The organism is uncultured Phyllobacterium sp. (assembly GCF_902479695.1).
GTDB lineage: Bacteria > Pseudomonadota > Alphaproteobacteria > Rhizobiales > Rhizobiaceae > Phyllobacterium > Phyllobacterium calauticae.
The window spans coordinates 217,141-231,666 of record NZ_CABSQF010000003.1 but is presented as its reverse complement, the minus strand read 5'-3'; the positions used below and the strand labels follow the sequence as shown (position 1 = coordinate 231,666).

General features: G+C 58.9%; 13 protein-coding genes and 1 pseudogene. 9 read left to right on the top strand and 5 right to left on the bottom strand.

Features of this window, described 5'->3' with window-relative positions; translation table 11 throughout:
* From RDL77_RS03555 to RDL77_RS03525, 7 genes and pseudogenes are all read left to right on the top strand, one after another.
* Window positions 1-209 (top strand): annotated as a pseudogene (locus RDL77_RS03555) (hypothetical protein); the annotation flags it as partial.
* Window positions 206-955 carry a lytic transglycosylase domain-containing protein gene (locus RDL77_RS03550; RefSeq protein WP_288191818.1) on the top strand — a complete coding sequence of 250 codons (750 nt, stop codon included), beginning with the start codon at window positions 206-208 and terminating at the stop codon, window positions 953-955. The pseudogene RDL77_RS03555 and the gene RDL77_RS03550, both read left to right, overlap by 4 nt.
* 62 nt (window positions 956-1,017) lie before the next feature.
* Entirely contained in the window at window positions 1,018-1,305 is a 288-nt protein-coding gene (locus tag RDL77_RS03545; RefSeq protein ID WP_288191833.1) for a TrbC/VirB2 family protein, read from the top strand.
* A 1-nt stretch (window position 1,306) separates the two neighbouring features.
* Entirely contained in the window at window positions 1,307-1,609 is a 303-nt protein-coding gene (locus RDL77_RS03540; protein ID WP_288191817.1) for a type IV secretion system protein VirB3, read from the top strand.
* Window positions 1,606-4,026 (top strand): VirB4 family type IV secretion system protein, encoded by a 2,421-nt coding sequence (locus RDL77_RS03535; RefSeq protein ID WP_288191816.1) that lies wholly within the window; start codon window positions 1,606-1,608, stop codon window positions 4,024-4,026. The genes RDL77_RS03540 and RDL77_RS03535 overlap by 4 nt, the downstream gene beginning before the upstream one ends.
* On the top strand, window positions 4,023-4,208 hold the full coding sequence (locus RDL77_RS03530) for a hypothetical protein (RefSeq protein ID WP_288191815.1): 186 nt from the start codon (window positions 4,023-4,025) through the stop codon (window positions 4,206-4,208). Before RDL77_RS03535 ends, RDL77_RS03530 begins: the two co-directional genes overlap by 4 nt.
* A 3-nt stretch (window positions 4,209-4,211) precedes the next feature.
* Window positions 4,212-5,384 carry a type IV secretion system protein gene (locus RDL77_RS03525; protein WP_288191814.1) on the top strand — a complete coding sequence of 391 codons (1,173 nt, stop codon included), beginning with the start codon at window positions 4,212-4,214 and terminating at the stop codon, window positions 5,382-5,384.
* Window positions 5,385-5,504: 120 nt separating this feature from the next.
* On the opposite strand, the gene RDL77_RS03520 is transcribed toward RDL77_RS03525, so the two are convergent.
* The 5 genes from RDL77_RS03520 to RDL77_RS03500 all read right to left on the bottom strand — a co-directional run bounded on the left by RDL77_RS03520 (window position 5,505) and on the right by RDL77_RS03500 (window position 12,012).
* On the bottom strand, window positions 5,505-5,690 hold the full coding sequence (locus RDL77_RS03520) for a hypothetical protein (RefSeq protein ID WP_105737844.1): 186 nt from the start codon (window positions 5,688-5,690) through the stop codon (window positions 5,505-5,507).
* A 41-nt stretch (window positions 5,691-5,731) separates the two neighbouring features.
* Window positions 5,732-5,914, bottom strand: coding sequence for a hypothetical protein (locus RDL77_RS03515; RefSeq protein ID WP_223612134.1), 183 nt, complete (start codon window positions 5,912-5,914; stop codon window positions 5,732-5,734).
* A 382-nt stretch (window positions 5,915-6,296) separates the two neighbouring features.
* On the bottom strand, window positions 6,297-8,684 hold the full coding sequence (locus RDL77_RS03510; RefSeq protein WP_223612133.1) for an EAL domain-containing protein: 2,388 nt from the start codon (window positions 8,682-8,684) through the stop codon (window positions 6,297-6,299).
* Window positions 8,685-9,008: 324 nt separating this feature from the next.
* A complete protein-coding gene (locus RDL77_RS03505; RefSeq protein WP_288191813.1) occupies window positions 9,009-10,520 on the bottom strand; it encodes an aldehyde dehydrogenase family protein in 1,512 nt (503 codons plus the stop codon).
* An 88-nt stretch (window positions 10,521-10,608) separates the two neighbouring features.
* On the bottom strand, window positions 10,609-12,012 hold the full coding sequence (locus RDL77_RS03500; RefSeq protein ID WP_288191812.1) for a VOC family protein: 1,404 nt from the start codon (window positions 12,010-12,012) through the stop codon (window positions 10,609-10,611).
* 124 nt (window positions 12,013-12,136) lie between these two features.
* Between RDL77_RS03500 and RDL77_RS03495 the strand changes: the two genes are divergently transcribed.
* The gene (locus tag RDL77_RS03495; protein ID WP_288191811.1) at window positions 12,137-13,042 is read left to right on the top strand and encodes a LysR family transcriptional regulator; all 906 of its coding nucleotides are present in this window, start codon (window positions 12,137-12,139) and stop codon (window positions 13,040-13,042) included.
* 147 nt (window positions 13,043-13,189) lie between these two features.
* Window positions 13,190-14,473, top strand: coding sequence for an FAD-binding oxidoreductase (locus tag RDL77_RS03490; protein WP_288191810.1), 1,284 nt, complete (start codon window positions 13,190-13,192; stop codon window positions 14,471-14,473).
* Window positions 14,474-14,526 lie beyond the last annotated feature (53 nt).

Below are 14,526 nucleotides of genomic sequence, written 5' to 3'. Positions count from 1 at the left end.
GGAGTGGCGGTTTTTCAAAACCGGAAATCATCGATCATCTGCATGCAACGCTGCCGATTGTCGTGCAACTGGGCCGTAAAGAGGGGCGGCCCGGCGCCGTGTCCGAGATTTTTTACGTTCCCTATGTCAGGCAGACCGGGCGCCCCGCTGCCGTACAGGGAAACATGTTGTGGAACGCCTCCGGCCGTCGCGCGCGCGGTGCCCCATGAGCTTTGTGGCAAACAGATCCAGCAGGCCTGCTGCCGTCGACACAGGCCGTTTTGCCCGCACAGCTCATCGGCCGAGGCGGGTTCTGATCGGTCTTTGCCTGCTTGGCCTGACTGTCCCGGAAGCAGCCCGCGCCGTTGAAGCCAACGATCCCGGCATGCCGCCGGTCAAGATCACGGCGTCCGGCGAAAGAACCACAGCACCGCAACCGGCGGCGGATATGGCGGTATGCCAGTTCAAACGCGTGCCTTCGGCCGAAGATGGCAAGGCGCTGGTCCAGCGCATCGCCAGGGAGGAGCATGCCGATGTGGCGCTTGCCGTCGCTGTGGCCCGGCAGGAAAGCGGCTTTCGCATGGATAGCGTCTCCAGCGCCGGTGCCATCGGCCTGATGCAATTGATGCCGGCAACCGCACGCCGGTTCGAGGTGGATATTTGCGACCCGGAGGACAATGTCCGTGGCGGCGTGCGGTATCTGAAACACCTGCAAACCAAATATGCCAATCCGCTCTATGTCCTCGCCGCCTACAATGCCGGTGAGCTTGCCGTGGAGCAAAGCGGTGGCATTCCGCTTTATCCCGAGACGGTCCATTACGTCGCGGCCGTGCTTTCGGACGTCTATGACTGGCGGCCACTCGGTGACCGCAAAGTGCCTGGGAAAGCCGCCCATCAAGGCAGGAAAGCGCCGGACAAACCCGATGCAGGCAGTATCGGCGCATGGACGCAAGGATTTGTTCTTCACGTGGAGTAGTCAAAGTGTTTTTTCATTCGTTCATTTTCAAAATCGCCCTGTCGCCATCGCTCGCCGGGCGTATCGTCACCCGCGGGATAGCGGCCTGGATAACGCTTTGCGTTCTGGTCCAGGGCGCTCATGCCCAGACGGGATTGCAGCCGGTGCAGTCTGTCCTGCAGACCCTCATTGGCATTCTAACCGGGCCAATTGCCTCAATGATCGCCATCCTGGCCGTCATCAGCTGCGGGTTTCTCGCCTGGACCGGGCGCTTCACCTGGGGCATTGCCGGGTCGGTGATCATGGGGATTGTCCTGGTGTTCGGGTCGACGCAGATCGTCGCCTTCTTCCAGAGCGCATTGGGGCACTGAGATGATCCCGGATGATGCGCCAGATCTCGTGCCTCTGGTCAAAGCCCTGACCCGCGCGCCGACGCTGTTCGGGGTTCCCTACATGTTCGCCATGTTCAACATCGTCGTGACCGCATGCACATTCCTGGCAACGAAGAACCTGCTCATGCTTTTGCTTGTCCTGCCGATCCACAGCCTTGGTTACTTCCTGACACTGCTGGACGATCAGATTTTCACCATCCTGCGCGTGAAGATGTCGAAGGCGCCGCCGCAATCCAAAGCGGTCTGGGGCATCAGAAGCTATGCAGCCGGTGACCGTCCATGACCAGCCGTCCCGTCCGCCGGGAGATGCGGTTTGGTTCGTCGAGCCAGCGCGAGCGCTCCGTTGCGGCCCACATCCCCTATACACGCCATGTGGATGACACGGTGTTGCGCACCCGGGATGGCTATCTGTTGAGTGTTCTGAAACTCGACGGCTTCTGTTTCGAGACCGCCGATATGGCGCAGCTAAACGGCAAGCTGGAAGCACGCAACACCCTGTTGCGATCCCTCGGCAGCAGCCGCTATGCCGTCTATGGCCATATGATACGCCGCCGCATTCAACCGGGCCTCGCGGGCAGGTTCGACAACCCCTTCGCCGATGAATTGAACCGGCGATACATGGCGCAACTCGAGCAGCAGCGCATGTTCGTCAATGACATGTATGTCACCATCGTCCGCCGTCCCCTGCGCGGGCAGGTCGGCGTCATCGACAAGGCGACGCGGCGTCTGTTTGCCAAGGCGTCCGATGATGGTGGGGCCTCCGGCGAAGCGCAGGATCTGCGCGAACTGCAGGATGCCGTTCTCAACATCCGGGATGTCCTGCAGGATTACGGCGCGCGATGCCTTGGTATTCGCGAGCCGCAACCGGGGGTCTATTTTTCCGAACCGCTGGAGTTCCTCGTCCAGATCGTGAATGGCCTGGAACCGGTCAAAATGCGGTTGCCGCGCATGCCGCTTGACGGGGCGCTGGCGATGAAACGGCTGCACTTCGGCCGCAATGCCATCGAGTTCGTCGGATCGACCCCGCCTGACAACAGCAGGCTGGGCGCCATGCTTTCCATCCGGGAATATCCACCCTATACCGGACCGCTGCTGCTCGACGGGCTTCTGAAGGTCCCGCATGAGTTCATCGTCAGCCAAAGCTTCGCGATCGTCGACAAGCCTGTGGTGCAGGCACAGATAGAGCGCGTCTCCCGGCAGATCGCCATGGCCGATGAAGCCGGTTCCGTGGTGGGCAGCCAGCTCAACAGTGCCCGTGATGAATTGCTGGGCGCGCGTTCGATTTACGGCAATCACCATTTCTCCATCATGTGCCTCGGCGACGACAAGGCAGAGCTTGATCACTGCATCCGCGCCGTCGGCGCCACCCTGACGGATCAGGCCATTCTCTGGTTGCGCGAAGACCTGAATTGCGAACCGGCCTTCTGGGCGCAATTGCCCGGGAATTTCTCCTATATCGCCCGCTCGGCCATGATCTCCTCGAAGAACTTTTCCGGGTTCCTGTCATTGCATAATTTCCCGAGCGGCAAATCCGACGGCAATCATTGGGGCAGCGCCATTTCATTGCTGGAGACGACGAGTCAAACCGCCTATTTCTTCAATTTCCACGTGCGCGATCTTGGAAATTTCACCATGATCGGCCCCTCCGGCTCCGGCAAGACGGTGGCTCTTTCGTTTCTGATGGCGCAGTCGCAACGCATCGCGCCAAAACCGCGCTGCATTTTCTTCGACAAGGATCGCGGTGCCGAAATCTTCATCCGGGCACTGGGAGGCAATTATGCCGTCCTGGAGCCCGGAGAGCCCTCGGGCTTCAATCCGCTGTCCCTGCCTGACACGGGACCCAACCGCGAGTTCCTGTTCCAACTGTTTTCGCTCATGGTGCGGCGGCCGGATGGCGCAAGGCTGCCCGCCGGGGAGGAAAGCGTCCTCCGCTCGGCCATTGCGCAAATCTTTGCCTCAGGTCCGGACATGCGCTCGTTGGGCGCCTTCGGTTCCCTGCTGCGCGGGCGCCTGCGCGCCGGCGGCGATGATCTTCTCTCCCGTTTCGACAAATGGCTGCGCCCGGACCAGCTTGGCTGGTTGTTCAACAACCCCAGGGATCACTTCACATGGTCCGATGTTGCGGGATTTGACATGACAAAGGTGCTCGATGACCCGCTCATCCGCAGTGCGGCGCTGATGTATATTTTCCATCGGCTGGACGAATTGCTCGACGGCAACCCGCTGCTGATTTTCCTGGACGAGGGCTGGCGGCTTCTCGATGACGATATTTTTGCCGCCTTCATCAAGGATAAGATGAAGACGATCCGGAAGTTCAACGGCGTTGTTGGCTTCGGCACGCAAAGTGCATCGGACATCGCGTCCTCTGCGCTTGCCAATACGCTGATGGAGCAGAGTGCAACGCACATCTTTTTCCCCAATCCGCATGCCGATCTGCAAAGCCACACCACGGGCTTTGGTCTCTCGGCCCGGGAAATCCAGTGGATACGGACAGCCGACGCGTCAAGCCGGTCGTTCCTGATCAAGCATGGACAGGAATCGGTCATTGCACGCCTGCGCCTGAACGGCATGGATGACCTGATCAAGGTTTTATCCGCCCGCGCCGATACAATCGAGGAACTGACTGCCCTGCGCCGTCATCTGGGTGATGATCCGCAGAAATGGCTGCCTGCCTTTTGCCGCCCCGGAGACAAGACATGACGTTTCGCACCATCTGCCTGCTGCTCTGCATCCTGATGACGGGTACCGCCTGCGGGAGCGATCAGAGGTTGAAAACCCCCTGTTCCCCCGGATTGTTCTCGTTTGCTGCAACGACACGCGACTGCGGGCCGCTCAGGCCGGTGAATGAAGCGCTGGCTGCCTTGTTCGGGTTTGAGACCTGAACCATGGCCTTACCGGAAGCACCCAATTACATCGCTCTGATGTCGGACAATATCGATCGTCTCGGCAGAAGTTTCACGGCGTCCACATACGGGGCTTTTGCCGGTCAGCTCACGCCTGTCTTGTCCGGGCTGCTGGTGCTCTACCTGGTATTCTGGGGATTCCGGTTTTGGCAGGGCCGGGGCGAAAGCAGCGTCATTGACATCGCCTTCCGCCTGTTTCGCATCGCCATCATCTTCTCGATTGCCACGGGGTGGGGACCAATTCAAACCTTGGCATATGGTGTGATCTCGGGCATTCCCACGGCCATCTCTGCGGTCATGATGAACAACATCGTCAATGTCGGGCGTGGCGCCATGTCGCAAACGACGGTAGAACGGGATCTCCATGATTTCTATCAGATAGCGCTGCTGGCTTCGGCGCGGATGTCTGCGCCGGCCACGGGTGTGGTCACGCCAGTTCCGGTGGCAAAACAGGCGCCGCCGGACGCCGATCCCGCAGCCAAATCCGGCCCGGGCAACAGGGGAGCGCCGCCGGCAGACGAGCTATTGTCTTCCCTGCATTCCGGCATTGTCTGGATCGCGGCAGCCTTGTTTGTCGGATATGCGGTTTTCCTGATGCTGTTCTCGAAGCTCGCATTGTGGATTGTCCTGGCTTTGGCCCCCGGTTTCATTGTGCTGCTGCTGTTTCAGGGCGTGTCGCGGTTCTTTTCCGGCTGGCTGAGCGTTGCCATTCAGACAATGCTCGTGCCGATTTTCTTCTATGCGTTTTTGAGTTTCTTCCTGCTGATCATCAAAGAGGTTGTGATCGCCTTGAAAGTGTCGATGGATCAGGGGGCGGTTCCAACCATCAAGGAAATCGCACCCTTTGTGCTGGTCTGTTTTTCGGGATTGTTTCTTCTCGCGCAGATTGTCCCATTGAGCGCCCGCATAGCCGGCGGTGCGCAACAATGGATCGGCGATGTTTTGCAAGGCGGGTCCGGCCGGATATTCCCTGCCTCCCTTGCCGGCGAGCGCGGAAACAGCGGGAGGACGATCCGCACAAAACCATCGGGCATGAGCCCGGTTCCGCCGGGAATGCAGGGCGCCCCGTCATCCCTGTCCGAGATGAATGATACCTTGATACGGGATATTCAGGACCGGAACCTTGCGATAAACCGGCAGACCCGCAACCGGTAGTGATCCCCGCCGAGGCGGGTCAAGCATGCAGATGATCAAGTGTCAAAACAAAATGATGCCAGTCAACGGCGTCCGCTGACCAGCATCATTTTAAGGGTCGTTCAAATCAAGCCGCTGTTGTTACATCTTCTTTGCATGATGACGATGATGGCGATGATGCTTCTTCATGTGGCGATGATGCTTCTTCATATGATGGTGCTTCTTCATCGGTGCTGCCGATGCCGTGGTGCTGCTGGTGGCGAGCACAGGCGCAGAGAATGCAAGGGCAAGTGCAAGACCAAGTGCTGTGTAGAGTGACTTTTTCATAATGCCGTTTCCTCTCAGTTGGGGCTGTTGTGATGCAACCGTCAATTATTGGCGGGTTGCACACCGAGTACTTTCAGTGCTTTTGCAAAGGTCCGTATGCCCTGTGCCTGCCGATTGCTTGCACAAAAGCGGATAGCCTTTTTCTGCAGTGATTTTGCCTTGGCCGCCCGGGGAGCCTCGGCATGCTCGATGATTGCTTGATGAACCTCTGCCTGGAATTTCACGCAAAGCTCTTTGCGTGACGGTGGTCGCTCTGCAGCAAATACACTGTCAGCGCTTGTGGAGAGCATCATTCCGGCTAGCAGTATTGTTGGTAAAGTCGAAATATTTCTCACGGCCACCTGCGGGAAGAAGAAATGTATTCTTCTGTGATTCGAGAATACAAAATCATTTTACTTGCTCTTTATGGAGCGGGAACATTGCGACAATATTTCCGGTTTGTAGCGTTTTGTTTCCGTGATGTTTCTAAAATGAGGCGACAATATTCCAGCGCGTAAAGCAGTCCCGCGCCTGAATGGTTTGTCGCGGGAAAAGGTGGGCGCAGAGGTGCCGTGCGTCAATCGATGGAACGCGGCTCCCCTGTGCGGTGCCGCGTCCAGAACGATGTCAGAGTGCGACGAGTTTCTTGTCCACCGGTTGCGTTCCGTCGCTGACGAGATGCCGGAAACCCTCCATCGGGCCCGGCATGCCCAGATAGAATCCTTGCCCGGCACTGCATGATTCGCCCATCAGGAACTCCAGCTCGTCCGGGGTTTCTATGCCTTCGGCAAGAACCGGCATGCCCAGACCCCGGCCAAGGCCGAGCACCGCCTTGACGATGGCGGCAGCCTGTTCGTTCTTGTCGACCGATTTGATGAAGGAGCGGTCAATCTTGATCATGTCAAACGGGAAGGCGCGGACGTTCGACAGCGAGGAGTAGCCCGTACCGAAATCGTCCATGGCGATACGCACGCCGAGTGTCTTCAACTGGCGCAACGTGGTCAGGGCGCGGTTGGTATCCTTTATAAGTGCGGTTTCGGTGATCTCGAGCTCAAGCCGGTGTGCCGGCAGGCCCGTGTGCAGCAAGGCGCTGTGTACGCGCTGGGTGAAATCATGGCTGTAGAGCTGCACGGCAGAGACATTGACGGCAACAGACAGGGGCTTGTCCCAGCTGGCCGCTTCGCGGCAGGCTTCCCGCAACGCCCATTCGCCAAGCTGCAAAATGATACCGCTCTCTTCGGCGATGGGGATAAACACCGTAGGGGAAATATCGCCCTGGCGCGGATTGTGCCAGCGCATCAGGGCTTCGAAGCCGGTGATTGCGCCTGTGTCCATCCGTATCTGCGGCTGATAGACCAGCCGCAGCTCATTGCGCTGCAGGGCATTGCGCAGGTCGTGCTCTATCAAGCGCCGTTCCCTGGCCTGGGCCCCCATTTTTGCTTCAAAGAAACGATAGGTGTTACGGCCTTCCGCCTTGGCCTGGTAAAGGGCCGTGTCGGCCTGGTTCAGCAAGGTTTCGCGATCGGTCGCGTCGACAGGAAAGATGGCAATGCCGATGCTGGTTGAAATCAGGAAGCCGATCGGGGAATTCGAATTTTCCGACTGCAGTGCTTCGAGGATTCTGTCAGCCAGGCGGCAGGCCGCCGTCGGTGTGACGAGCCCGGGGACGAGAACGGCGAATTCATCGCCGCCAAGGCGCGCCAGCATGTCGTCCTTGCCGAGCAGCCGCGTGATCGCGCCTGAAACCCGCTGCAATATATCGTCGCCGGCCGCATGGCCGAACAGGTCGTTGACCTCCTTGAACCGGTCAAGGTCCAGGCAAAACAGCGCGAGATAGGTTTCTTCGCCGCTTGCCGCAGTTGCAATCAACTGGTCGAGACGGGCATTGAAATTGCGGCGGTTGGGCAGCCCGGTGAGTGCGTCATGGTGCGCGAGATAGCTGATGTGCGCCTCCGCTTCCTTGCGCGAACGCAGGTCGCGGACCGCAAGAGCGCGATGCCATTTGCCATTGAAGTCGATCGTGTGGGCGATGAGTTCCACAGGGACGAGTTGGCCATCGCCGCCCACAAGATCGGCCTCGATCAGTTCATTCTGATCACTCAGCAATTTGGAGCGCAGGCGCGTATCGGGCAGGAAGGTTGCCAGCGAGATGCCTTCAAGGGAGGCGCTCTCCATGGTTGCCAATGTCAGGAAACTTTCATTGGCGGTTACAATGATGTCTCCGTCGCAGATGACCAATCCTTCCACTGCTGCGTTGACCAGTTTGTGCATGCGCTGCAGTTCGAGCCTGTTTCTGCGGTTATGAACGTCGACCGTGAACGCAATCGAACTGGCGACGAGAATAAGGGTGCTCACCAGCGCCACGGTTATGGCAATAAGGCTGGCGGGTAGTGCATTTGCCGGAACGGAGATGGACGAATCCGGAATGATCGCGACCGCACCCATGGCAATGAAATGGTGGCTGCAAATCGCCAGGGTCAGCATGCCGGCTGCTGCATGACGGGTTTTGTCCTCCGCTTTGGCCAGCGCCAGGCGGACGGCGAAAGCGCCAAGGACAATGCCGGTACCAATGGACACCGCGACAAGAGTGGGATCCCAGGCAATTCTGCCTTCAACCTCAAAGGCAGCCATGCCGGTAAAATGCATGGCGGCGATACCGGCGCCGATAATGGCGCCGCCGGCAAGATCCGCATTCTGCCATCTGGCGGTGATTGCGGTATGCGCACCAAGACCTGTGACGAGCACGGCTATGACGAGGGATAGTATGGTGAGAAGGCCATTATAGCCGTTGGGCAGGCCGGGTGAAAACGCCATCATCGCAATGAAATGCGTGGCCCAGATGCCGAAGCCGCAGGAAACCGCGGAAACGCTCAGCCAAACGGCCTGATGTGCCGAGTTGCGGGCGTGGCGAAGAAGATCAACAGCTGTCAGGCAAGAAAAGATACAGATGGCGGCGGCAAGAAAGACAAGCCTGATATCGTGCTGATTGACGATACAATTGTATACTGTCAACATACGTTTGTTCCCTGCTTTGAATTCTTTTCTTGGATAACTCTATTGTTTGTCATCTTAAGTCTAACTTAAGAGGAGAGTTATTTGCCGTTTTGAACAGGTTTGAAATGGTCAGAGTGATATTTAAGTAAACAAATATAAAATGAGCGTAAGAAGTATTTATGCAAATGAATGGATGGGATTATCCAAAGTATAAAATTTTAATAAACCATGCGGGCTGCTGGCGACGGCTCCATTCGAATAGATGCAGCTTTGGTCTTGTCTCCACAATAAGAAGCCCCCGGACTGAAAGTCCGGGGGCTGTATTGTTGCAGTCAGGGATATCGATCAGTCGATGTCGAAGGAAACACCCTGGGCCAAAGGCAATGCCTTGGAGTAATTGACGGTGTTTGTGGCGCGGCGCATATAGGCCTTCCAGGCATCCGAGCCGGATTCGCGGCCGCCGCCCGTTTCCTTTTCGCCGCCGAAAGCGCCGCCGATTTCAGCACCTGAAGTGCCGATGTTGACGTTGGCAATACCGCAGTCCGATCCATCCGCGCTGAGGAAGCGTTCGGCTTCCTGCAGGTCGAGGGTGAAGATGGACGACGACAGGCCGGCGCCAACCGCGTTGTGATCGGCAATCGCCTTGTCGAAATCGCTGTATTTCATCACGTAGAGGATTGGAGCAAAGGTCTCCTCCGTCACCGGACCGGCCTGCTTCGGCATTTCGATAAGGGCAGGACGGACGTAGTAGGCATTCGGATGCGATGTATCCACGCGGGCGCCGCCGGTAACCTTGCCGCCGTGGGCGACGGCTTCCTGCACTGCCTTCTGCATGTTGTCGAAGGCGGCTTTATCGATCAACGGGCCGACGAGGGCCGATGTCTCGATCGGGCTGCCGACGGAAACGCTCTCATAGGCCTTCTTCAGGCGTGGAACGAGCGTGTCGTAGACGCTTTCGTGCACGAAGAGGCGGCGCAGGGTGGTGCAGCGCTGACCGGCCGTTCCCATGGCACCGAAGGCGATAGCGCGCAGCGCCATGTCGAGATCGGCTGACGGGCAGACGATACCGGCATTGTTGCCGCCGAGCTCAAGGATCGAACGGGCAAAACGCTTGGCCAGACGCGGGCCGACTTCACGGCCCATGCGGGTCGAGCCGGTTGCCGAGACGAGCGCAACCTTGGGATGATCGACCAGGGCTTCGCCGATGGTCCGGTCGCCCATCAATGTCTTGGTCAGGCCGGCCGGCACGTCACCGAAGCGCGCGACCGCGCGGTCGAAGATGGCCTGGCAGGCGAGGGCGGTGAGCGGTGTCTTTTCCGATGGCTTCCAGACAACGGCGTTGCCGCACACGAGGGCAAGCGCCGTATTCCACGACCAGACGGCAACCGGGAAGTTGAAGGCGGAAATGACGCCGACAACGCCGAGGGGATGCCAGGTTTCCATCATGCGATGCCCCGGACGTTCCGTTGCAATGGTCAGGCCGTAGAGCTGGCGGGAAAGGCCGACCGCGAAATCGCAGATGTCGATCATTTCCTGTACTTCGCCGAGCCCTTCGGACGGGATTTTTCCCGCTTCAATCGAGACGAGGCGTCCGAGTTCCGTCTTCAGCGCCCGCAGCTCTTCACCAAAGAGGCGAACGAGTTCACCGCGCTTGGGTGCCGGAACAAGGCGCCATTCGCGGAAGGCCGCATCGGCCTGTTCAATGGCCTTGGCTGTATCGGCCGCCGAATGAATGGCAATATCGGCAATCTTCTCGCCGGTGACCGGGCTGTAGGAAGCCATTGTTCCACCGGTATAGGCGGCTTCGGCCACGCCAAGCTTTGCGAGGAGTGTTTTTACGTCTTGAGCAATCGTCATTTTGCCTTCCCTTTACATATCTTTTGTCTGCCCGTGCGGTGAGCGCCGGACTTTCGCCGGAGAGGCCGCAATAAGGTCAAATGAGTGTTCAACTTGCAAGTGCCGCAGGGCGCAGTATTTGCAGGCATTGTTGGATGGAGGCCTGTTCAAGCCCGGCATAATGGGCAAATTCGTCGAGGACCGCAGTACCGAGGTCGGTCTCGAATTCGCGCTGGCTGGGGCTGGCGACAAATTTCTGGCTGGCTTCGTCACCGAGATTGGACTGGAAAATACCCGCTGCGCTGACGGGGAGAAAATCCTCGTAGACGATAGGGTCGAACCGCACGGCACCGCGTGCGATCCAAGTCTCGATATCCCCAGCCTCGCGCGTGGTCACGCGGCCCGCAAAGCTCTCGACGACCGAATAGCGGAAATAGCCGAGACCGTCGCGGCGAATGTCCGCCCAATTGTCGGGAAACGCTTTGAACGTGTCCGACAGGGCGGCGATATAAGCTTTCGCGTTGGAGCCATCAGCCGCCGGACGAATGATCTTGCGGGTGTCATTCAGCAGCCTGTCATAGAGGGCCCGCCCCTTCGGTGTCAGTGCAATGCCGCGCTGTTCGATTTCGCCAAAGCGTGCGGTGTGTGATCCTGTTTCCCATGTGCCGTCGGAATTTTGAAACGATACATTCTCTTCCAGCGCCTTGAACGATGTCTGGCGCAAGAGGATGGGGCAGGCGCGCGTGGGCGGGCCTTCAATAACGGCCTTGGGAGAAATGCCGTGTTCCGGCATCAGATCCTGCACCGCATCGATGTCGAGCGTGCGCGGCGTCAGGTGATTGATGTGCGGTCCCTTGAACGAGACGACATCGGCAATGAGCCGGTGGGCATCGTGCAGGCGCTGGTAAAGCGTGCCGCTGACGCTCGCCCGGTCGTGCCAGCGAAATGTCTCGAGAATCTCGCTCACGAATATTGCCGCGTCGTCAGAACCAAGGCCGCCCTCAGCTTCTGCCTTTTCAACGAGCGCAATGGCCTTGTCCGTAAAAATCTGCCGCGCATCCAGAATGGCGCGCGCCTTTTTCCGCAAGCCGGCATCGCCGATCAGGTTGAGGCGCAGCAGCGACGTGAACACCCGAAACGGATTGATCTTCAGCGCGGCATCATCGACCGGACGGAAAGCCGTGGAATGGACGGGAACGCCTGCCTCGCTCAAATCGTAATAGCCGACGGGATACATGCCCATAACAGCGAAGACGCGGCGCAGCATGGACAGCTCTTGCGGCGTGCCGACGCGGATCGCGCCGTGGCGCTCTTCCGATATGCGGTCGAGCGTATCGGTTTCCTGGAGCTGGTCTTTCAATTCCGGTGAAGCTGCCAGTGTCTTGCTGTTCACCTCGGCAACCAGGGACATGAGTGTGCCATAGGCAGGAACCTCTGTCCGGTACATGGATGACATGGCGGCCGAAAAGGACGCCCTGATCACGTCGGATGACGTAAACGTGCCTGATTTCATCGTGTTCTGTTCCGCTTTGTTGCTGCAACAGCATAAACTATCGCTGTCATGCTCAAACTGGATTATAGAGTGATGATATCGCCAAAGATTGCGATGAATTGAACTAGGTTGATGCGAGATAAGAATGAAGTTGAGCCGCCGTCTGATTCCTGACATCGATATCCTGCAAACCTTCGAGTGTGCGGCGCGCCATGGCAGCTTTACGCAGGCGGCAAAGGAGCTGAACCTCACCCAGAGTGCCGTCAGCCGCCAGATGAGCGAGCTGGAAAGCCAGATCGGCGTTCTTCTTTTCGAGCGCATCCGGCAAAGGGTGGTTCTGTCCGACGCCGGGCAGAAATTCCTGCCCGAAGTGCGCCGCCTGCTTGGGCTGACCGAGGAAACCATGCTGCGGGCCATGGCGGCATCGCAATCGGCGTCATCTCTGAGCATTGCAACATTGCCGACCTTCGGCAGCCGCTGGCTGATGCCGCGCCTGCCGGATTTTCTGCGGCTCTATCCGGATATGGCCTTGAGCGTTGCATCGCGCTCGCAACCCTTTGATTTCGAGGAAGAGCCCTTTGATCTGGCAATCCATTATGGTCAGCCGGTGTGGGCTCATGCCACGTGCACATATCTTTGCAGTGAAATGATTGTTCCCGTCGGCAGCCCGGAACTGCTGGCCGCCAATCCCGTCGTTACCCCGGCCGAGCTGGCCGGCTCGGCACCGCTGCTGCACCTTTCGACGCGGCCGAAAGCCTGGGCCGACTGGTTTGAATCGGTACAGGCGGAGGTTGTCAGTCCCTACAAGGGCCATCGCTTCGAGCATTTTTCCATGGTGATCGAAGCTGCGCTGGCGGGACTCGGTTTTGCCCTGGTGCCGCGTTATCTCATCGAGCACGAATTGGCATCCGGCCGCTTGCAGGTGTTGTTCGATCAGCCGCTGACGACAGAGAACAGCTATTATCTCGTCGTGCCGGACCACAAGAAGGAAAATCCGATGGCCCAGAGCTTTTTTGCATGGATCGCCGATCAGGTTAGCAAACGTCCCTAGGGTCAAGACCTAGTGGGTCATTCGCCCGCCGCATCACCTCTTCAACGAATTTCACTTTCGTTGCCGAAAACGCGGCTTATAAGCAGAATGGACGATGAGTCTGTGCAAGATTGCCGGCAAAGGCCGGACCGACCTGACGGTGACCCCATGCTGAATGATGAACGCTCCCACGGCCTCTGGGAAAAGACCGCGCCGCCCGCGCCTGCAACACAGAAGCTGGCGGGCAATATTTCCGTTGATGTCGCCGTCATCGGCGCCGGTTTTACCGGATTGTCCGCCGCCCTGCATCTGGCTGAAACAGGCACAAGCGTTGCCGTTCTCGATGCCGTCGACATCGGCTATGGCGGATCAGGCCGCAATGTCGGTCTGGTCAATGCCGGCATGTGGGTGATGCCCAATGACCTGCCGCAGGTTCTGGGGCAGGTGCATGGCGAACGTTTGCTGGAACTGCTCGGCAATGCACCGCAATCCGTTTTCAACCTTGTCGACAAGCACAAGATCGCCTGCGAGCTCGAGCGCAAGGGTACCTTGCACTGCGCCGTCGGCAAGAGCGGCGTCAAACAGCTGGAACAACGGGCTGAGCAGTGGCTGGCACGTGGCGCGGCCGTTCGCCTGCTGGGCGCAGAGGAAACCGCAGAGAAGGTCGGCTCGACCGCCTATGCCGCTTCGCTTCTGGACAATCGCGCCGGCACGATCCAGCCGCTGGCCTATGTACGCGGCCTTGCAACCGCTGCCATTGCCGCTGGCGTTGCCGTCCATACGGGAACCCCGGTGACATCCACGACCCGCTCCGGCGACCGCTGGATCGTCAATACGCCGTCAGGAACCGTGTCGGCCGAGTGGGTCGTCGTGGCAACCAACGCCTATACGACGTCACCCTGGCCGGAACTGCGAGCCGAACTCCTGCATCTGCCCTATTTCAATTTTGCCACGACGCCGCTGCCGGAAGACGTGCGCAACACGGTTTTGCCCGAGCGCCAGGGCGGCTGGGACACCAAGGAGATACTGAGTTCGTTCCGGATGGATCAGCGCGGCCGTCTGGTGTTCGGCAGCGTGGGGGCGTTGCGCGGCACGGGAATGGCCGTCCACAAGGCGTGGGCTGCCCGGTCGATCCGCAAACTGTTCCCGCAGATCAGGGATGTGACGTTTGAGGCGGGCTGGTACGGCCAGATCGGCATGACCAACGACAACCTGCCGCGATTCCACACTCTCGCGCCGAAGATCATCAGTTTCAGCGGTTACAACGGACGCGGTATCGCTCCGGGCACAGTCTTTGGCCGGGTCCTGGCTGAACACATCGCCGGCAGGATATCCGATGCCGACCTGCCTTTACCGGTGACGAAACCCCGGGAAGAAGGCCTGCGCGCCCTGCGCGAGGGATATTACGAAGTGGGTGCCCAGCTGGCGCATTTCGTTGGCAACCGGGTTTGAAGGCGCTCGCTTGATCTGATTGCTGCATTTGCTTGCCATTCGCGCGAACCCGA

Coding starts and splice junctions, on each gene's coding strand:
- RDL77_RS03525 (WP_288191814.1), top strand. CDS start 4,212: ATGGCCTTACCGGAAGCACCCAATTACATCGCTCTGATGTCGGACAAT.
- RDL77_RS03495 (WP_288191811.1), top strand. CDS start 12,137: ATGAAGTTGAGCCGCCGTCTGATTCCTGACATCGATATCCTGCAAACC.
- RDL77_RS03535 (WP_288191816.1), top strand. CDS start 1,606: ATGACCAGCCGTCCCGTCCGCCGGGAGATGCGGTTTGGTTCGTCGAGC.
- RDL77_RS03505 (WP_288191813.1), bottom strand. CDS start 10,520: ATGACGATTGCTCAAGACGTAAAAACACTCCTCGCAAAGCTTGGCGTG.
- RDL77_RS03500 (WP_288191812.1), bottom strand. CDS start 12,012: ATGAAATCAGGCACGTTTACGTCATCCGACGTGATCAGGGCGTCCTTT.
- RDL77_RS03530 (WP_288191815.1), top strand. CDS start 4,023: ATGACGTTTCGCACCATCTGCCTGCTGCTCTGCATCCTGATGACGGGT.
- RDL77_RS03550 (WP_288191818.1), top strand. CDS start 206: ATGAGCTTTGTGGCAAACAGATCCAGCAGGCCTGCTGCCGTCGACACA.
- RDL77_RS03540 (WP_288191817.1), top strand. CDS start 1,307: ATGATCCCGGATGATGCGCCAGATCTCGTGCCTCTGGTCAAAGCCCTG.
- RDL77_RS03490 (WP_288191810.1), top strand. CDS start 13,190: ATGCTGAATGATGAACGCTCCCACGGCCTCTGGGAAAAGACCGCGCCG.
- RDL77_RS03510 (WP_223612133.1), bottom strand. CDS start 8,684: ATGTTGACAGTATACAATTGTATCGTCAATCAGCACGATATCAGGCTT.
- RDL77_RS03520 (WP_105737844.1), bottom strand. CDS start 5,690: ATGAAAAAGTCACTCTACACAGCACTTGGTCTTGCACTTGCCCTTGCA.